Origin of the sequence: Massilia horti, from assembly GCF_004614195.1 — a bacterium.
In the GTDB taxonomy this organism is placed as follows: Bacteria; Pseudomonadota; Gammaproteobacteria; order Burkholderiales; family Burkholderiaceae_D; genus Telluria; species Telluria horti.
In genome coordinates, this window is record NZ_SPUM01000146.1 from 1 (window position 1) to 18,178 (window position 18,178).

Sequence of the window (18,178 nt, forward strand, 5' to 3'; positions counted from 1 at the left end):
GTGCATGGGCATCACCCAGCACCACGTCGGCACCGCCAACGTGCGCGCGCTGTCGTCGCGCTCGCCCGGCGGCAGATGGGGTGCCCAGTCGGCCACCGTCCACGCCTCGACCGTACCCGGGTCGAGCCGCTTGTCGTCATACAGCATCAGGTAGGTCTTGAGCGCTTCGTACTGGCTTTCGCCCTTGGCGCCCTGGCGTAGCTGCTCCTCGAGGCGCAGCGCGATGCGCGCGAGCAGCACGTCACGCAGCAGTCGGCGGTAGAGCGTTACCGACTGCTCGCCCAGCTTGTCGCCCTGGAACAGCCCGAAGCGCAGCGCCAGCGGCACTTCGCGGCCACTTTCGGCATACCCCCAGGGCAGCGCGCGCGCCTGGTCCAGCAGCGCGAGCGAGGGCGCCAGGTCGGCCGTGCCGGCAGGCAGCGCCGCGGCTTGCGTCTGCAGCGCCCGCAGGCGCGCACCGTCCTCGCGCACCAGCTCCTGGTTGCGCGGGTAACTGGCGCCCCATCCTGCCAGCAGCGCCAGTGCGCCAACACACACCGCGCACACGCCGGCGCGCAGCAACCAGCGGTTGCGCCGCTCGCGCGCCGCGTTCAAGCCCGCCAGCCCGGCTTCCTGGAATACCACCTCGCGCAGCAGCCGCATCAGGAAGTAGCTCTTGCCGGTGGCGGCGGGCGCGGCCAGCAGCTTGTGCTCGAGCTCGAGCGTGCGTGCGAGCGTGCCGAGCACGCGGTCGAGCGGGGTCCCCTCCTGGGTGCCGCTGGTGAGGTAGACCCCGCGCAGCAGCGGCTGCTGGGCGAAGCGGCTGGCCATGAATGCCTGGCCGATGAAGTGCGCCACCAGCGGCCCGGCCAGGCTGACCTGCTGCGGAAAGCCGAAGATCGCGGCACGCCGCTGCGGGTCGCGCTCGGCCCGCAGGCGCTCGGTCAGGCCGGCGTTCACCCGTCGCTCGAGGTCGGCGAAGCCGGCCTGGAACGCGGCCTGGGCATCGAACCCCTGCACCTGCGCCTCGTGGTACGGGAAGGTCATGCCCCACACCTGGGTCCGTTCTTCTTGTCCGAGGTCGGCAAAGTATTCGGTGAAACCAGCCAGCAGGTCGGCTTTGGTGACGAGCAGGTAAACCGGGAAGCGCGTACCCAGCTTGTCGTACAGCTCGGCCAGGCGGCTGCGCACGGCGTCGGCATATTCGGCGCGCTTGGCCTGTGGCTGGGTCAGCAGGTTCGCCAGGTTGAGCGTGACGATCGCGCCGTTAAGCGGGCTTTTGGGGCGGAATTTGACGAGCAGGTCCAGGAAGCCCTGCCAGGCAGCGGCGTCCGCCTTGCGGTCGCTGTCCTGGGTGGTGTAGCGGCCGGCGGTGTCGAGGAACACCGCTTCATCGGTGAACCACCAGTCGCAGTTGCGGGTCCCGCCCACGCCCTTTACCGCGGCGGCGTCGCCGTCTTCGGCAAGCGGAAAGCGCAGCCCCGAACGGGTCAGCGCGGTCGTCTTGCCCGAGCCGGGCGCGCCGATGAACATGTACCAGGGCACCTGGTACAGGTACTGCTTGCCGCCTGCGCCGTCGAAGCGCATCCTGGACAACACGCTGGTGGCGTGCTCGAAGCGCTCCTTGAGCTGCGCCATCTCGTCGCGCCAGCACTGCGCGCCCGGGTCCTGGGTGACATGCCCCAGCTGGCCCAGCAGCTTGCGGTTGGCGTGCCACTGGCGCAGCGCGCGCACGCCCTCGTACCCCAGCCAGGCCAGCGCCAGCAGCAGCGCAGCCAGTGCCCGCGCGGCGCGCGTCTCGAGCGGGTAGCGGCCGGCGAAGCCGACCAGGTCGCCCGCCATCCAGACCAGCAGCATCAGCGCCAGCACGCCCATGCCACCCAAAAACCATCGATGTGTCAGCAGCTTTATCATGATCGGGAAAAATCAGGTTCAGGCGCCGCCCGTGCGCAGGGTGATTTCGACGCGCCGGTTGCGCGCCCGGTGGACACTGGAATCGTTGGGCACCAGCGGCTCCTGGTCGGCGCGGCCCTCGGCAGAGAGCCGGCGCGGGTCCTTGAGCATGGGCGCCATGTGGCGCAGCACCGAGCGCGCGCGTTCCTGTGACAGCTGCCAATTGGAGGGGAAGCGCGCGCTGCGGATCGGCAGGTCGTCCGTGTGGCCGGTGATGGTGACGCTGCCGGCGACCGCGTTCAGGGCCGCCGCGATGCGCGCCAGGGATGGCTCGAACGCCGGCGCGATGCTGGCGCTGCCCGATTCGAACAGGTCGCTCCCGCGCAGCAGCACCCGGCTCTCGCCCGCCGTTTCGATGACCTCGACCAGGCCCTCCTCGATTTCGGGCGCGAGAAAGCGGCGCAGCAGCGGTTGGGCGGGAGGCACGGGCTGCGGCACGTACGCCGGCATTTTCACCTGCACTTTGCCGAACGCGAGCGAGTCGGAAACCTCGTTCAGCGAGAAGCTCAGCCACAGGTAGCCGCACAGCAGCAGCAGGGCCGTGCCCGCCGCGGCCGGCCACAGCATCAGGAAGCGGTTGTGCTTGCCGATGGGCGCGTGCTCGCCGCGCCATGCGGGGCTGAGCTCGCGCTCGTACGACCCGCGCACGGGCCGGATGATGCCGGCCACGCGCTCGCGCAGCGCATCGAGCTGCGCGGCGCCGTTGTCGACGACCCGGTAGCGGCCCGCGAACCCCAGGCACAGGCAGACGTACAGCAGTTCAAGCAGGTCGATGTTGCGGGCCGGGTCTTCCGCCAGGCGATTAAGCAGGTGGAAGAATTTCTCGCCGCCCCAGGTCTCCTTGTGCAGCGTCACCAGCAAGCTGTTGCGGACCCACTCGGCGGTGCCGCCCCACGGGGTGCCGGCCACGGTTTCGTCGGCCATCGTCGCCAGCGCGTAGCGCGCGATCAGCACCGTTTCCGCAGCCACCCCGCGCGAGCGCGCGCCACTTTCAAACTGCTGGATCTGCTGCAGCAGCTTCGGGCGCAGGCCAGCCGGGTCGGGGTGGGTGATGCTGGCGCGGATCGTCGCCAGCGCGGCCAGCAGCCCACTGGCGCAGGCCACCAGCGGGTTCAGGCCGGCGAAGGCCTGCAGTTCGGCCAGCGACGCGTCAGGCAGCGGGGCAGCCGCGGCCAGCGCGGCGGGGCGCTGCCCGAAGACGCGCGTGGCGTCGTGGTCGTCGTACTGTATGGAACTCGACATGATGGGTGGCCTCTTCACACTGCGTCACGGACCGCCCACAGCTGCAGTGCCAGCCCTGGGAAGTCGCCGGCCACGTGCAGGGCCAACATGTGCGCCGCTTCCACCCCCTTCCAGAATTCGCTCTGGCGGTCCAGAGCGAAATAGGTATAGCCGGCGTGGTAGGGCAGCTGACGTGGCGCCACCGGCAGGGCCTGGGTGGCAATGCCGGGCAGGTGCGACATCACGAGGTCGCGCAGCTTGTCCGGCGGGCCGATCTTGATCTGGGTCGGAAACCCGCTGCGCAGCTGCTCCGACGGCATGTCGGCGCTCACCGCCAACACGAAGCTGGCGCCGCGCAGCAGCTGCACATCGCGCACCTCGCCGAGGAAGGCGCCGCGGCCCTTGTCGGCCAGCGGGATCGCGATGGCGGTCTGGTCCAGCACGGCGGTCAGGGCCTGCCGGATCTGCTCGATCACCGGGCGAAAGCTGGCCTCGGGGTCGCGGTGCTGGTATGGCTGGAACGAGACGGCGCGCCGGTCGCGCCGGGCGAAGCTCGCCAGTTCACCGGCCAGCATCAGCATCTCGCCGTACAGGTGCTCCGGATGCAGCCGCGCGCGCTGGCCAAGGTGCGTGAACAACGGGTCGACACGGTTGCACAGCTGCAGCAGCAGGAAATCGGCGAACTCGGCCACCCCTTTGCCGCCGGGCTGGGCGACCCGCGCCGCCAGGGCGGCTGCGCGGTGGCGTACCAGGCCGGCGACTTCATTGACATAGTCGAACAGGCGCGCCGACACCCGCACATCGAGGGATACCGGGATGAATTCGTCATCGAGGACCAGGCCGCCGTCAGCGCGCTTCTCACGCACACGCGCCAGGGGCAAGTCGCATTGGGCAGAGCTGACATCGGCCGCCAGGCGCAGCCGCAGGTTCAGGGTGCCAGCCTTGAGCACGGCCACAGCGTCGTGCTCCGCGAGCGCGTCGCGCACCTCGAATTCGCAGCCGTGCCAGCGCAGCACGTCGGTCGCCAGGCCCTCGGCCAGCGTGGCATCGGCCATCCCGGGGCGACGCAGCGGCAGGCACAGTGACACAACCGCATCCTTCACCTCGTCACCGACGTCCAGCGGCTGCGGCAGTGGAGCGTCGTCCGGCACACGGAACGGCGTGCCATCCGGCATGATGCCGGCCGCTGCCGCCAATCCTAGCTTGCCCAGCTTGAGCAGCTCGCGGTCCACTTGCAGCTCGGTAAAACCGAAACCATAGGCGAAGTGGCTGTCGAACCGCTGTTCGAGAAGGTGTTCGTGATAACGGTCTTGCTGCTGGAAATGGTGCGGCCGGACAAATAATCCTTCCGACCATAGCACCCGATTATGTTGTGACATTCTGAATTCTTTCCCGGTGGGCTTAAAACCGCTTTTTAATCCGCAACAGAAGCGTCGATTTTTGAATCCATTCAGAAATATTTGCTTGGAAAATACGAGTTCTATTTGCAAAATATTCTTTCCGAAATCAACTCGATTTCGGCTCGGTTTCCAAGCAACTCTTTTAAGGATAGCAGGGCCGTTAAGAGAGAAATTGTTCTAGCTCTAAATCTCCTGCGAAAAATCCTCACGTCAAAACCTAGGCTGGAGGGAAATATTTACTCCTAAAAACACCCGATCGGCAAATGGGTTATTAAGGATGTGCGGGACAGCGGAAAGGCGGGGAGAATAGAAAGTTGCCGAGCAAATCGCTGTAGGCAATAAAATGCGGACTTGTCCAGATTCAACGATTAACGCGTTAAAGCGATAAGGGAAAAATAAATGCCACGCTCCGTCCGTTTGCTTGCAGGCGTCTGCGTTATGCTGGCTTCGATTTCGGCACGCGCCGACTTGTACGATGAAATTCAGGTGTATGACGATTACATCAATCGTCCCAAGCAGTTTGGGCTTGAACTGCACCTGAACAGAACAATGAGCGGCCGGTCCACGCCCGACTATCCAGGCGAAATTCCGCCAGCGCACGGGACCAGGGCGACTTTCGAATTTTCCTATGGGTTGACCGAACAGGTGGAATTGGGCGCTTATCTCCCCACAGTGTTCGACCAGCACGGCAATTACTATCTGGCCGGCAGCAAGTTGCGATTGAAATGGGTGCCGCGCCGTGCTCCTGAGGAAGGCGGCGTCTTCTATGGCGCGAACTTCGAGTTGGGAAGCATCCGGCACCAGTTCGAAGCCTCGCGCTACGCGTTCGAACTGCGGCCGATCATCGGCTATCGAGACCCTGACTGGTTATTCGTTATAAATCCGGTTTTGGGATATCCACTCAGCCGAGGCTATCGTGCCGACGGTTTCGATTTTTCTCCCCAATTGAAGGTGTCCAGGAACGTCCAGCCGGGGATTGGCGTCGGCATCGAAACCTATATGAGCTTTGGTAAATTATTCAAGCCGACACCGCTGAGAAAGGGAGCACAAACCTTGTACCTGGCCTTGGACGTCGACCGGGCCCCCTGGGTGTTCAACGTTGGTATCGGGCGCGGCTTGACTGCCGCCAGTGACCGCTGGACGATCAAGGCAATCTTCGAGCTACCAGTCGACGTGCGCTGACCTGGTACGCGCAAGGCAGGTTCAGCTGCCGACCAGGATTACCGTGTAGCCGCCTACCAGTGTGCCGTTCATCCGCTGGCGCACGCGCAGCACGGCCGCCTCGCCGCGCTTGATGTCGGCAATGCTGGCATGGAACGGGATCGCCTGCGGATCGCAGCCGCGGCGTACCTTCTCGACGCGCTGGAGCAAACCCTGGCGTAGCTCGAACGGCAGCGTCGCCAGGCGCTGCAAACGGCTGTCAGCCACCACGGCCGGCGACAGGCCGTAACTGACCGGATTGGCCGGCAGGTGAAGCCCAGGGTCGGCCAGACCAGTGTACAGTTTGAGCCAGGGCATCGTGTCGGGCGCCTCGAGTACCGCTTCCACCTCGGCGTTGCCGGGCTGCCCCACGTAGCCCAGGCTCAGCGCGAGGTCAATCGCCGCGGGCGAGGACGAGGGCACCACCGCAATGTTGCGCTGGGCGACGTGGCGGTCCTCGGCTGCCGCGAATTGGTCGGGTGCAACCGGATCGAGGATCGGTTCGTGCACCCGCACCACCAGGCACTCGTGGCCACCGTTGATGATGCTCGGCACCCAGGTTTCAGGGCACTTGACGATGGCGTGGCAGCCGTGGCTCAAGTAGCGCCCGTCCGGGCCGTCGACTTCCTGCCATTCCGTGGCGTTGTTGAATCGGTTGCCCAGGTCGACCGTGACCGCGCCGATGAAGTTGGCGTCGGCGCGCGAAATCCCAAGCGACGGGTTAAACCAGTAGAACTCGACCCGCACGAAGTACGCCGGCGCCTTGCCGAGGTTCCAGACGTGCGCGTACAGCGTGTTGGGTGCGTCGGCACGCGCGACGCCGCCGGTAGTGGCGGGCCGCAGCGGTGCGGTCGATGCTTCCTGGCCGGGCACCACGTAGATGTCGGGCGATTCCCAGAACACGCCCGACAGCCTGCGGGCACCGCTGTCGCCGGCGTTGGCACGCACGAACAGGAATGGCACGAATTCGTCCTTGCGCGGCCCGAAGGTCGGCCCGTCGCGCAGGATGCCGGCCAGCTGGCCGCGGAACCACGGGATTTCACCGGCGCTGCCAGGTGGCGGGCGGTTCACCGTTTCTGGCCGCTGAGGCGCGGTCTTCGTCTGGGGCGGGGCCGGTTGCGGCAACTCTACCGTTCCCGGAAACGGACAATGCGCGGGCGGGGGACAGTGGGGCGGCCGGGACGGTCCGCAGCGGTGGGCGTCGCAGCAGCGCGGGCATGGGTCGCTGCCGCCGTGCTGATGACAGTTACAGCGGCAGGGATGATCTTTGCCATCAGTTTTCATGCTGCCCCCTGTCGGAATCGGGTTGTACCAAAGGTTGCGCGCTTTCGCGTTTGGCGCGCGCCAGCGTAGCCTGAATCCCCGCCAGCCCGATCACGCCGCCGCAACCCGGATCGGGCAGGCCCGGGCCGGTCCAGTGGATCTGCAAGGGCACGTTCGGATTGTATAGCGCGTTGTACGGCGGGTCAGCCTGCGACGGCCAGGTGCACGGTGGCTGGTACTTGTAACCTTCCGGGTCGCCCACGCCGTCCGCGTTCGCATTGCGGTTCCAGTCCCAGCAGTGGTGGCCGTAGCCGCGGTCGGCGTCCAGGTTCCAGTCGACCAGCGGTACGGGCGTGCCCCCTGGCTGCGGGTTGGTGCGCGACTCGAGCCAGATCAGGTAACTGGAAAAGCCGACCGCATCGCCAAGGTGGCGGTTGGCGCGCAGCAGCGGCCCGACTTCGTTGGCGGCATCCTGGTCGGGCGCAATTTCGAGCTTGTCGCGAATTTCGGCGTCGGTTGGGGTGTTCTGGAACAGCACGTCCGGGCTGGCACGGCGCGGGTAGGGGCTGGACCAGGTGAGCGGCAGTTCCGCTTTCTGGTCGAGCGGGTATTTCCACGGATGTTTGTATTCGTCCCCCGGATGCAGGCGCGGGTAGTTGGGGTCGCGGAAGGGGCGCTGGTCCAGCGGCGCCGGCTCGAAGCCCGGAAAGATGTTGCCGACATCGTCGAGCGCGCTGCGGAAGGCTTGCGCGTCGGGGATGCCGATTTTCACCAGCCCGATCGCGATTTCGTCCTTCATCGGCACCAGGTAGCCGGCCATGACCAGCACCGCGCGGAAGTTCTTCAGCAGGTGGAACAGCGGCAGCTCCAGCGCGTAGTACAGGCCCAGGCGCAGCGGGTAGGTGGCGATGTCGGCCAGGACCGCCCATGGCAGCGTGGCCAGGTACACCGCCACCTCGACGATGTACATCAGCACTTTGATGACAGACAGGATGAAGTCCAGCACATCGTCCCACCAGTCGCCGTCCTTGCTGCCGCTGCCCGGTGCCCCTTCCTGCGGGTCGCTCATGGTCGGGAACTGCAGGTTGGGGAACAGCTCGGGCGGCTCTGGCGGCTCGTGAGCGAAGCCGTCCACCGTGGTCAGCTTGAGGAACTGGTACAGCAACCGGTAGGTTTCGCCGATCAGTTCCGCGTTGGGTTTGCCGTCGTTGTCGCGCAGGATTCTCGGGTGCTTGCCGTCCTTGTAGTAGACCGCGGTGATCGTGTTGTACAGCAGCTCGCCGATCGGGGCGGCCAGCTCTGAATCGAGGTCGAGCCGGCGCCGCCGGGTCCAGTTGTCGCGCAGCGTGCCGCCGCTCGGGTAGGCCGGGCGCGGCACGGCGGATTGGTCGCCTTCGTCGAACGCGATGTCGTAGTAGAGCGCCGATTCGGTCAGTTGCGGGTACTGGTCGCCATGCGCGGGGCCGGTCGGATCGCGCAGGTAGCGGAATGCGTCCATGTGGTTTTCAACCAGATGGTGGCGTTGCCAGTGCAGCCGGAAAGGGCCGCCGGCGATCGCATTGACCAGCGCGTGTCCGGTGACGTCGGTGGCGACGTGGGTCATGTAGCCCAGTGCGTATGCGCGCGCCCTGTCGCGCGCGTCGGCGTCCTCGAACTTGCCGGCCTGGTTCCACAGCTCGCGGCCGAACTGGCCGGTTTGACGGTAATGCAGCATGTCCGACCACAGGAACGCCTGTTCGTCGAAGCCCTTGTTCAGCCCGAGCGAGAAGAATTCAAAGATGTCGCCCTGCTGGATCACGAAGTCTTCCAGCGCCGTGACCAGGATGCCCGACAGATCGCCCGCGATATTGCCAACCACCTCCGACAGGCCGCCGGTCAGGCGGCTCATCTCCTCGGCGGTATCCTCCGAGATGGGCCCCAGATAGCGCTCGTACTTGCTGATGTACGGGTCGATCGCGTCGTAGATCTTCTGCAGGTAGTGCGACACATTTACCAGCACGCTTGAGAGCGGCAGCGGCCCCTGGTCGCGAAAGTCGGGAAGGAAGAAGAACAGGTCCGGGCCGATCGCACCAAGGCTGGCGAAATTTGGATGGCGCAGCATCAGCTGCGCCAGTTGCGCGGTGTCGGTTCCGACCCAGGCCGGGTTGATCCGGTCGCTGCGCACCGGGGTGAACTTGCCGCGGCTTAGCGCCAGCGCGGTGGCGCGCATAGCATTCAGGTGAATGTAAGGTCCGGGCATGGCGCCTCCCACGTACGCGAGCGGTTGTGCTCGCTGGAAGGTTTACGATAGGCGCGAAACTTGGCGACTTTTTGATCTATATCAAGACATGCAAAAGTATTATGAACTTTTGGGCAGGTCTAAGACATCTTCATCGGCGATCCCTTCCACGATCATCGGGAAAATGCGCCTGCCGGAGAGTGTCTGGTGCGGTTTCGTTGATAGATGTCGCCTGGCCGGGAAGCACGATGTGGCGGGCCTCCACGAGTTGCCAGAAAAAGAGCCCCGGAAGTCCCAGCGTGACGTCGGGTACTCGCTTGACCAGCGCGAGCGCGAGCGCGAATTCCACCGGTATGCCGTACGCCCGGCCAAGCAGGAGAAAAGCTGCCTCCTGCACGCCGAACGAGCCCGGCACGGGAAAGGCGGCAGTGCGTATTCCCTGGGCGAGACTCTCCAGCACCATTGCTTCCACAATGCCGGGTTTGGCTCCCATCCATTCGAGCGCAATCCACACTTCCCCTGTTCCAAAAAACCAGCCCAGCAAGTGAACCAGGATGGCACTGAAAATCGCCCCGTGATTTGCGTAGATGGCCTGCAGGTTCTCATGCAGCTTCGGATCGCCATGGAGGGGCACCTTTGACCAGCGGGCCGCCGCAAGCATGCGGCGTTCGATGAAGGAGAAGAAACCGGCGCGTTGCGCCACATAGAAGCCGGCCATGGCTGCTGCCCCGACCACGATCCCAACCAGTGCCCACCCGATGATGACACCCTTGCGCCCGCCTGCTGCGAGCAGCATTAGTCCAATGGCCGCGAACAGCAGTCCGCAAAAGGCCTGAATCAACAGGTCAGCCAATATTGAGGCAGCTGCAAGGCCAGCGGACACGCCGGTAAAAGTCAACAACCGTCCGCCGACGATCTCCCCGCCGACCGACGCGACGGGCAAAAGCGCGTTGACTGCCTCCCTCAGCCAGCGCAGGAAGACGAACAGCTTCAGGCTCTGTGCCGTCATGGGGCGGGCGATCAGGCCCCATGCTGTACCAGCCAACGCGATGATGACGGCACGGACAGCCACGATTGCGATAATGCTCCATCCAATGCGCATGATGGCATTCGCCACTTTAGCCGCGTCATTGTGCACGACGAGTGCAATGGCCGCCAGGAACCCACATGCAGCGAGAACCGCGCCGATCACCACGCCGCCGCCTTTCGTTGAACCATTACGCTTCATGCGACTTACATGGTTTGCAAATTCTGCGTCACGGGCTACATGCCGCCTTCGGACGGATTGATTTCAAAAGAAAAGGTATGAGTGCCCGCTTCGATTTTCGTTCGTCGCGCTGCGGGCGCCGCCAAAAGCCCGTTAAGCCTTGCGCTCAATTTTTTCGCAGCCACACGCTCATGCTTTTTGCTCAGGGCTCGCCATTGCGGCCAAATGCGCGAAAGCCCGGGCGTTCGCTCAACCGTTCGTAATAGTCGACCACCGCCGGGTACCGCGGCCGCTCGCTGCCAGTTGCTGGTCGAGGATTCCGATATGCCGGTTCCAGTTCGCGACGCTGGCTTGTATTTGGTCCGGGTCACGATAAGCCGGGTTGCCGCGCACCTCCAACAGAGGTAAGTCGAACTTCGCATCCTGGAAGCCGGCGCTGCGAATATTCATTTCTTTGATCGGAATTTCGCACACACCAGCAATTTGAACGCCCTAGAATCGAACCAATTCTTATCCGACGGAAAAGCAACATGACCACACGTCCAGGCGCCATGCGCGCAATTTTCCATGGCTGTGCAATGGCATGGGCGATCGCAACCGCCTACGCTGCCGAACCTGCGCCTTCCGCCACCGGTGGCTTGCGTCCTAATCTGGAAAATCAAGTCTCTCAGGCGCTTCGCTATCGGCCGGAGGGCGAGGATTTCGTCATCAAGAATGGCGGCGAGTTCTTCAACCGCCCGCTGTACGGTGGTAACACGGCGTTTCGTGTCGATGGCGGCGACAAGCCCGAATTCACGCTGTATCTGCCTGGCCGCGGCGGCAATCTGCGGCTGGCGGTACGCACTGCCGCAGGCATCAAATGGCTGCATGACGCGGCCACCATCGTCACCCGTTACCGGCCTGGCGAGCTGCGTTACGAGATCCGCGACCCCATTTTGGGGAACGAAGGTACGGTGGAGATCGTGGCGTTGGCATACCACTCCAGCGAGGGCATGGTGGTGCGCGCGCAGGCCCGCGGCCTGGCCTCGCAAGCCGAACTCGTGTGGGCTTATGGCGGCGTGAACAGGGAGCGCGGCAAGCGTGATGGCGACATCGGCACGGAGCGCGTCCCCATCAGCCAATACTTCCAGCTGCAGTCTTCCTTTGCCAAAGGTAACGAGATCACGCTCGACCAGAATGGGTTCACACTCAAAGGGGCCGCGACTATTGCCGGGGTCGTGCCAAGTGGCGCGGTGCTGCATGTGGCCGACGCCGCATTGTGGAACGATCTGCCGGCGTTGCTGCAAGCAGGCCAGGCGGCGACCAGTACCCCGGTCGTCGTCGGACGAGTTCAACTGCGCAACGACGCACCGCTGCTGCTGTCGCTGCAGCGCCTGGACCGCGCGCAGATCGGCGATCTGGCAACCTACGCTGAGGTGGGCGCACGCAAGGGGGCGCAACAGGCGCAGGCTGCTCCGGTGCCGCGCTACAAGCCCGACCAGCTACCGGCCGCGTTCGCGGCTACCCAGCAGCACTTCGCGGCGTTGCGCCATCAGGTCGTGATCGACACGCCCGACCCGTATCTGAACGCTGCGGCAGGCGCGCTCAACGTCGTCGCCGACGCGCTGTGGGATGATCAAGCACAGGCCATCATGCACGGTTCCATTGCTTGGCGCACCAAGCTGTTAGGCTGGCGCGGTCCGAATGCGCTGGACGCCTTGGGTTGGTACGACCGCGCCCGTCTTAATTTCGACACTTGGCTGACCAGGCAAGATACCTCCCCGATCCCGGCCAAGCTGCCGCCTGCCGACGCCGACAGCCATCTGGCCCGCAGTGAAGCCGCGCTCCATTCGAACGGCGACATGTCGCACTCGCACTATGACATGAACATGGGGTTTATCGACGCCCTGTTCCGGCATCTGCTGTGGACTGGAGACCTGGACTACGCGCGCCAGGTTTGGCCGATGATCGAGCGCCATCTCGCCTGGGAGCAGCGCCTGTTCCGGCGCGAATATGGACCGGATAAGCTACCGCTGTACGAGGCCTATGCGGCGATCTGGGCCAGCGACGACCTCTTTTACAGCGGCAGCGGCGCCGCCCATTCGAGCGCCTACAACTACTATGCCCACCGCAGTGCTGCCCGGCTGGCGCGCCTGATCGGCAAGGATGGCAGTGCATATGACCGCGAGGCGGACCTGATCGCGCAAGGCATGCGCAAATACCTGTGGCTGCCGGAACGGGGCGCGTTCGGCGAATACCGCGACCTGTTGGGCCTGCAGCGCCTGCATCCGAGCTATGCACTCTGGACCTTCTACCACACCATCGATTCCGAGGTGCCCTCGGCCCAGGAGGCATGGCTGATGGCGGCCGATCTGCGGCGCCATCTCAAGCCAATCCCCGTCACCGGCCCGGGCGTTCCCACCGATGCCGGCTACGCTGTCTTGCCCTCCACTGACTGGATGCCGTATTCCTGGTCGATTAATAATGTCGTAATGGGCGAGAACGTGCACACCGCGCTGGCGCTGTGGCAAGCCGGGCGCGCTGAAGAAGCCTATACGCTGACCAAGAGCGCGCTGCTGGCCAGCATGTACATGGGAATTTCGCCGGGTAATGTCGGCACGCTGAATTACCTGGACGTGTACCGCCGCGAATCCCAACGTGATTTCGCCGACGGCGCGGGTGTCACCGCGCGTGCACTGGTCGAAGGGCTGTTCGGCATCCATCCGGACGCGCTGGCACACACGCTGACGGTTCGCCCTGGATTCCCCGCCGGCTGGTCGCACGCGAGTCTGCGCCATCCTGCAGTGGGCCTGGCTTATCAGCGAACGGGCAAGACGGAACGCTGGACTCTCAGCCAGCCTGGGGATCGCTTTGGAAAGCTGGTCCTGCGCATTCCCGCACGTTATAACCAAATCAGGGAGGTGACGGCCAACGGCAATGCCGTCAGCTGGCGGGCCGCCCCGGACGCGGTGGGCAATCCGGCCGTGCTGATCGACACCCTGATGGGCAAGCAAACAGAGATCGCCATCGTGTGGGACGGCGAGGCCATTCCGGCATCCAAGCCGCAGCAAGGGGCCGGCACGGCCACAGGCGGCTTCGTCCCACAGCGCAGTGGGGAATTCACCTGGCTGGCGCCTACGGACGCGATTGCATCGTCGTCACCGTATCCGAAACCTGTGCTGGAACCGCTGGATTGGACGCGGCCACGCACCGGAACGCAATTGACCATGGTGGACCTGACGCCATGGTTCAATGACAGCGTGACCGAGATCTACAAAGCGGGCAAATATCTGTCGCCCCGTTCGCCCTATGTGTCGCTCAGCCTGCCTTCCCAAGGGCTGGGCGCATGGGCCGGCCACGTCAACGACATGGCGAAAATCGATGACAACGGCCTGCGCCAGAAGGCACCTCTGACAATGCCCAACGGCGTGCAGTTCACGACGCCGAGTGCGGCTGGGCAGCACAACATTATTTTCGCTTCACGCTGGGACAACTATCCCGCCCAGGTCGTTGTGCCGTTGTGCGGCAAGGCGTCTGACGCTTGGGTTTTAATGGCGGGTTCCACCAACTATATGCAGAGCCGCATCGATAACGGCGAAGTGGTCGTGACGTACGACGACGGCACCGAAAGCCGGCTGGCGCTGACCAATCCGGAGAACTGGTGGCCCATCGAAGAAGACTACTTCATCGACGATTATCAGTTCCAACGTCCAGGACCTCGGCCACCACGGATTGACCTGAAAACTGGCCGCATCCGGCTGTCTGGGGAGGGCAAGCCCGGCCAGCGCGTGGACGGCGGAGCGGCGAGCGCACTGCATTTGTCACTCAATGCCGGCAAATCGCTGCAGAGCCTGACCCTTCGCACGCTCAGTAACGACGTCGTGATCGGCCTGATGGCTCTTACGCTTGAAGGGCCCAAGTCTGCGAAGCCGACCGCGGCGGGCGCTGCGTGCCTGAGCAAATAACAGCTTCTTCAAGCTATGTTCTCATCGGAGGATTTTACAAATGAATTTGGATGAAGCGCGCCGCCTGGTCGAGCGTCAGATTCTGCCCCGCTTTGAAAATGTTGAAGCAGCTGTCATAGGCGGCTCCATCGCGCGTGATCAGGGAACGAATACTTCGGATATCGATTTGCTCGTCCTGTTTGGTAACGTTAAGAATGCTTGGCGTGAAACGCTCAGGATAGATGGCCAGACCGTGGAGCTCTTTGGCCACGACTTGAGCTCATTCGACTATTTTTGCAGGCAAGTAGATCGGCCTGCTGGACGAGTCCCGCTGGCGATGATGGTGATCGAGGGGAAAAATGTTCTCGAACACTCAGCGATATACGATGACCTCTATCGGCTTGCACGCGTCATTTACGAAGAAGGGCCGCCCGTCCTGTCGGAAGATGCCCTGGCAAGTCGGCGATATGAAATTACTACATTGCTTGAAGATTTGGTCGACAGCACCGCCTCAGATGAAACGCTCGCTACTGCCAACAAGCTGTACGACGTCTTGGCGAATTTCGTCCTCAGAGCGAGTGGCAACTGGACTGGAGTAGGCAAGCACCTTGCTCGTCGTCTCAAAGCATACAGTCCAGAAATCGCCCAGGGTCTTCACTATGCCATGACCCAAATTGTCACCGATACCCCTGCCGGTAAAGAAGCGTTCACTCAGCTGGTGGCCAGTGTATTACATCCTTACGGCGGGCTCTTATTGGACGGCCATATTTTGCATGCGCCTCCAGAATGGAAAAGTGCCATACCAATAGTTTCGGGCGCGTGAACAGGCGCCGTTGGATGCAGTCTAACCACGGGAAGCCGTACCTCGTCAGGCGAGTGAAGGACCATCGTGGGCAACATCGGATCACCTGCATTTCTTCAGTCGCCGGGGCTCACGCTCGATGCGCAGGCCCTGGCAGTCGAACTGTCGCGCGAGATTTCGGGCGAAGTCAGGTTTGATGGCGGAAGCCGCTCCTTGTATGCGACCGACGCCTCCAATTATCGCCAGGTGCCGATCGGCGTCGTGATTCCGCACACGGTCGACGGGCTGTTGAAGACGCTGGAAATTTGCCGCAAGCACAACGCCCCCGTTCTGGCGCGCGGTGCCGGTACCTCACTGTGCGGCCAGACCTGCAACGTCGCTGTCGTCATCGACACTTCCAAATACCTGAACCGGGTAATTTCGGTGGACCCGCAATCGCGCCTGGCCCGCGTGGAGCCCGGCGCAGTTTGCGACTCGCTGCGCCACGCCGCGGAAAAACACGGGCTTACTTTCGGCCCCGACCCTGCCACGCACAACCGTTGCACACTGGGCGGCATGATTGGCAATAACTCCTGCGGCGCGCACTCGGTCATGGCTGGCAAAACGGTCGACAACATCCACCGCTTGGAAATCGTCACCTACGACGGCTTGCGTATGTGGATCGGCCCGACCTCGGATCAGGAATTGGAGCAGATCATCCGCGAAGGTGGCCGCCGCGGCGAAATATATGCGGATTTGAAAGCGCTGCGCGACCAGTATGCCCAGCAGATCCGTACGAGATTCCCGAAGATTAAACGCCGCGTCTCCGGCTACAACCTCGACCAATTACTGCCGGAAAACGGCTTTAACGTTGCACGTGCGCTGGTCGGCACCGAAGGCACCTGTGTCTGGGTGCTGCAGGCAGAAGCGCAACTGGTGCACAGCCCGCCCGAGCGTGTAGTGGTGGTGCTGGGCTATTCCGACATTTACGCCGCGGCCGACCAGACGCCCGCGATTCTCCCCTTCGGGCCCATTGCACTGGAGGGACTCGACGGGAGCCTGATCGAGGACATGCGGCGCAAGCACCTCGACCTGAGAAATGTCGCCTGTCTGCCCAAGGGCAACGCCTGGCTGCTGGTCGAATTCGGCGGCGACACCAAGGACGAGGCGCAGGCCAAGGCCAAGGCCATGATTCAGGCGCAAGCGCAGCATACGGTCGCCCAGCAAATCTATCTGGACCGCGAAACCCAGAACCGGGTGTGGGCGATCCGCGAAACGGGTGCGGCGGCCCGCAATTCTGTCCCCGGCCAGCCGGAAGTCTATCCGGGCTGGGAAGACGCCGGCGTCGACCCACACCGGATCGGCGACTATCTGCGCGACTACATGAAACTGCTCCACAAATACGGCTACGACACGTCGCTCTACGGGCATTTTGGCGATGGCTGCATCCATGGCCGTATCAGTTTCGATTTCAGTACCAGGGAAAGCGTCGCGCACTGGCGCAAGTTCCTGTTCGAAGCGGCCGATCTGGTGGTGGCTTACGGCGGCTCATTATCTGGCGAACATGGCGATGGCCAGGCACGCGCCGAACTGTTGCCGATCATGTTCGGCGAAGAGCTGGTGAACGCTTTCCGCATCTTCAAATACATCTGGGATCCGCAGGGCCGCATGAACCCAGGCAAGGTTGTCGATGCGTATCCTCTCGATGCCAATCTGCGCGTGGGCCCGGAATACAAGCCGGTCCCGCTCAAGCCGATACACTTTGCCTTCCGCAAGGACAACGGCAGCTTCCTGCATGCCGCACAGCGCTGCGTTGGCACCGGCAAATGCCGCCGCATCGAAGGTGCCGCGATGTGCCCGAGCTATCGCGCCACGGGTGAAGAAAAAGATACCACCCGCGGTCGTGCGCGACTGCTGTTCGAAATGATGAACAGCGACTCGCCCATGGATCACAGCTTCCGGAATGAGCATGTGAAGGAAGCGCTCGATACCTGCTTGTCGTGCAAGAGCTGCAAGAGCGAATGTCCGGTACAGGTCGACATGGCATCGTACAAGGCGGAGTTCTTTTCGCAGTATTACCTGGAAAAACATCGCCCTATCCAGGCCTACACCATCGGCCAGATCGCCCGCTGGGCGCGCATCGGTTCCTTCATGCCCGGCGTTACCAACTTGTTCACCCAATCGCCCGTCCTGCGCGACGTGATGAAAATGTTGGCGGGCATCGCGAAGCAGCGGCAGATTCCGCGTTTCGCCAGCCAGACTTTCGTTCAGTGGTTCCAGAAGCGCCCGCCGAAGAACGAGCAAAAACAGAAACTCCTGCTATGGCCAGACACGTTCAACAACCACTTTCATCCCGAGGTGGCGCAGGCCGCGGTTGACGTGCTCGAACATGCCGGCTTCCAAGTCATCATTCCGAAACAACATCTGTGCTGTGGCCGTCCGCTGTTCGACTTTGGCATGCTGGACCAGGCAAAAAAACAGTTCAGCGAGATTCTTGCCGCGCTGCGCCAGCACATACTCGACGGTATTCCCCTGGTCGGCCTTGAGCCGAGCTGCGTCACCGCGTTTCGCGATGAATTGCTGAATATGTTCCCGGATGACGAGCTGGCGAAAAAACTCAGCGGCCAGTCTTACCTGCTTAGCGAGTTTCTCGACAAGGTGGGATACAAACCGCCGAAGATGACAGGCAAAGCCATCGTGCATATCCACTGCCACCACAAGGCCGTGATGGGCGCGGAGGCGGAGCGCAACATTTTGAATAAAACCGGATTGGCCATCCAGATTCTCGACTCAGGCTGCTGTGGCATGGCCGGATCATACGGATTCGAACCGCAACATGTGGAGGATTCGCTGAAGATCGCGGAAAAGGTACTGCTGCCGGCAGTGCGTAATGCGGAGCGAACCACGCGCGTGATCGCCGATGGTTTCAGCTGCCGTGAACAGGTATATCAGAGCACGGAACGGCGCACGCAGCACCTGGCCGAGGTGCTGCGCGACGGCATCAGGAATGCCAGTGACTGAGCTGCCATGAAA

11 protein-coding genes are annotated in these 18,178 nt (G+C 63.2%); 4 read left to right on the top strand and 7 right to left on the bottom strand.

Annotated features, from left to right (window positions below):
• The 3 genes from tssM to tssK all read right to left on the bottom strand — a co-directional run.
• A partial coding sequence (gene tssM, locus E4O92_RS22925) for a type VI secretion system membrane subunit TssM (RefSeq protein WP_135191958.1) occupies positions 1-1,893 on the bottom strand: 1,893 nt, incomplete at its 3' end.
• Positions 1,894-1,911: 18 nt separating this feature from the next.
• Positions 1,912-3,174, bottom strand: coding sequence for a type IVB secretion system protein IcmH/DotU (gene icmH, locus E4O92_RS22930; protein WP_135191959.1), 1,263 nt, complete (start codon positions 3,172-3,174; stop codon positions 1,912-1,914).
• Positions 3,175-3,188: 14 nt separating this feature from the next.
• Positions 3,189-4,532 (bottom strand): type VI secretion system baseplate subunit TssK, encoded by a 1,344-nt coding sequence (gene tssK, locus E4O92_RS22935; RefSeq protein WP_135191960.1) that lies wholly within the window; start codon positions 4,530-4,532, stop codon positions 3,189-3,191.
• Between the two features lie 420 nt (positions 4,533-4,952).
• Between tssK and E4O92_RS22940 the strand changes: the two genes are divergently transcribed.
• Positions 4,953-5,735 carry a hypothetical protein gene (locus E4O92_RS22940; protein WP_135191961.1) on the top strand — a complete coding sequence of 261 codons (783 nt, stop codon included), beginning with the start codon at positions 4,953-4,955 and terminating at the stop codon, positions 5,733-5,735.
• Between the two features lie 21 nt (positions 5,736-5,756).
• Here E4O92_RS22940 and E4O92_RS22945 read toward each other — a convergent pair whose 3' ends face one another.
• From E4O92_RS22945 to E4O92_RS22965, 4 genes are all read right to left on the bottom strand, one after another.
• Complete coding sequence (locus tag E4O92_RS22945; protein ID WP_135191962.1) at positions 5,757-6,824, bottom strand: hypothetical protein; 1,068 nt, start codon at positions 6,822-6,824, stop codon at positions 5,757-5,759.
• 202 nt (positions 6,825-7,026) lie between these two features.
• A complete protein-coding gene (locus E4O92_RS22950) occupies positions 7,027-9,255 on the bottom strand; it encodes a zinc dependent phospholipase C family protein (RefSeq protein WP_135191963.1) in 2,229 nt (742 codons plus the stop codon).
• Between the two features lie 130 nt (positions 9,256-9,385).
• The gene (locus tag E4O92_RS22955) at positions 9,386-10,462 is read right to left on the bottom strand and encodes a lysylphosphatidylglycerol synthase domain-containing protein (protein ID WP_135191964.1); all 1,077 of its coding nucleotides are present in this window, start codon (positions 10,460-10,462) and stop codon (positions 9,386-9,388) included.
• Between the two features lie 228 nt (positions 10,463-10,690).
• Complete coding sequence (locus E4O92_RS22965; protein ID WP_135191965.1) at positions 10,691-10,891, bottom strand: glutathione S-transferase family protein; 201 nt, start codon at positions 10,889-10,891, stop codon at positions 10,691-10,693.
• Between the two features lie 80 nt (positions 10,892-10,971).
• Between E4O92_RS22965 and E4O92_RS22970 the strand changes: the two genes are divergently transcribed.
• The 3 genes from E4O92_RS22970 to E4O92_RS22980 all read left to right on the top strand — a co-directional run bounded on the left by E4O92_RS22970 (position 10,972) and on the right by E4O92_RS22980 (position 18,166).
• Positions 10,972-14,385, top strand: a complete 3,414-nt coding sequence (locus tag E4O92_RS22970; protein WP_135191966.1) for a DUF4450 domain-containing protein — start codon at positions 10,972-10,974, stop codon at positions 14,383-14,385.
• A gap of 40 nt (positions 14,386-14,425) precedes the next feature.
• Entirely contained in the window at positions 14,426-15,187 is a 762-nt protein-coding gene (locus E4O92_RS22975) for a nucleotidyltransferase domain-containing protein (RefSeq protein WP_135191967.1), read from the top strand.
• Positions 15,188-15,253: 66 nt separating this feature from the next.
• Positions 15,254-18,166 (top strand): FAD-binding and (Fe-S)-binding domain-containing protein, encoded by a 2,913-nt coding sequence (locus tag E4O92_RS22980; RefSeq protein ID WP_229483682.1) that lies wholly within the window; start codon positions 15,254-15,256, stop codon positions 18,164-18,166.
• Positions 18,167-18,178: the final 12 nt, after the last annotated feature.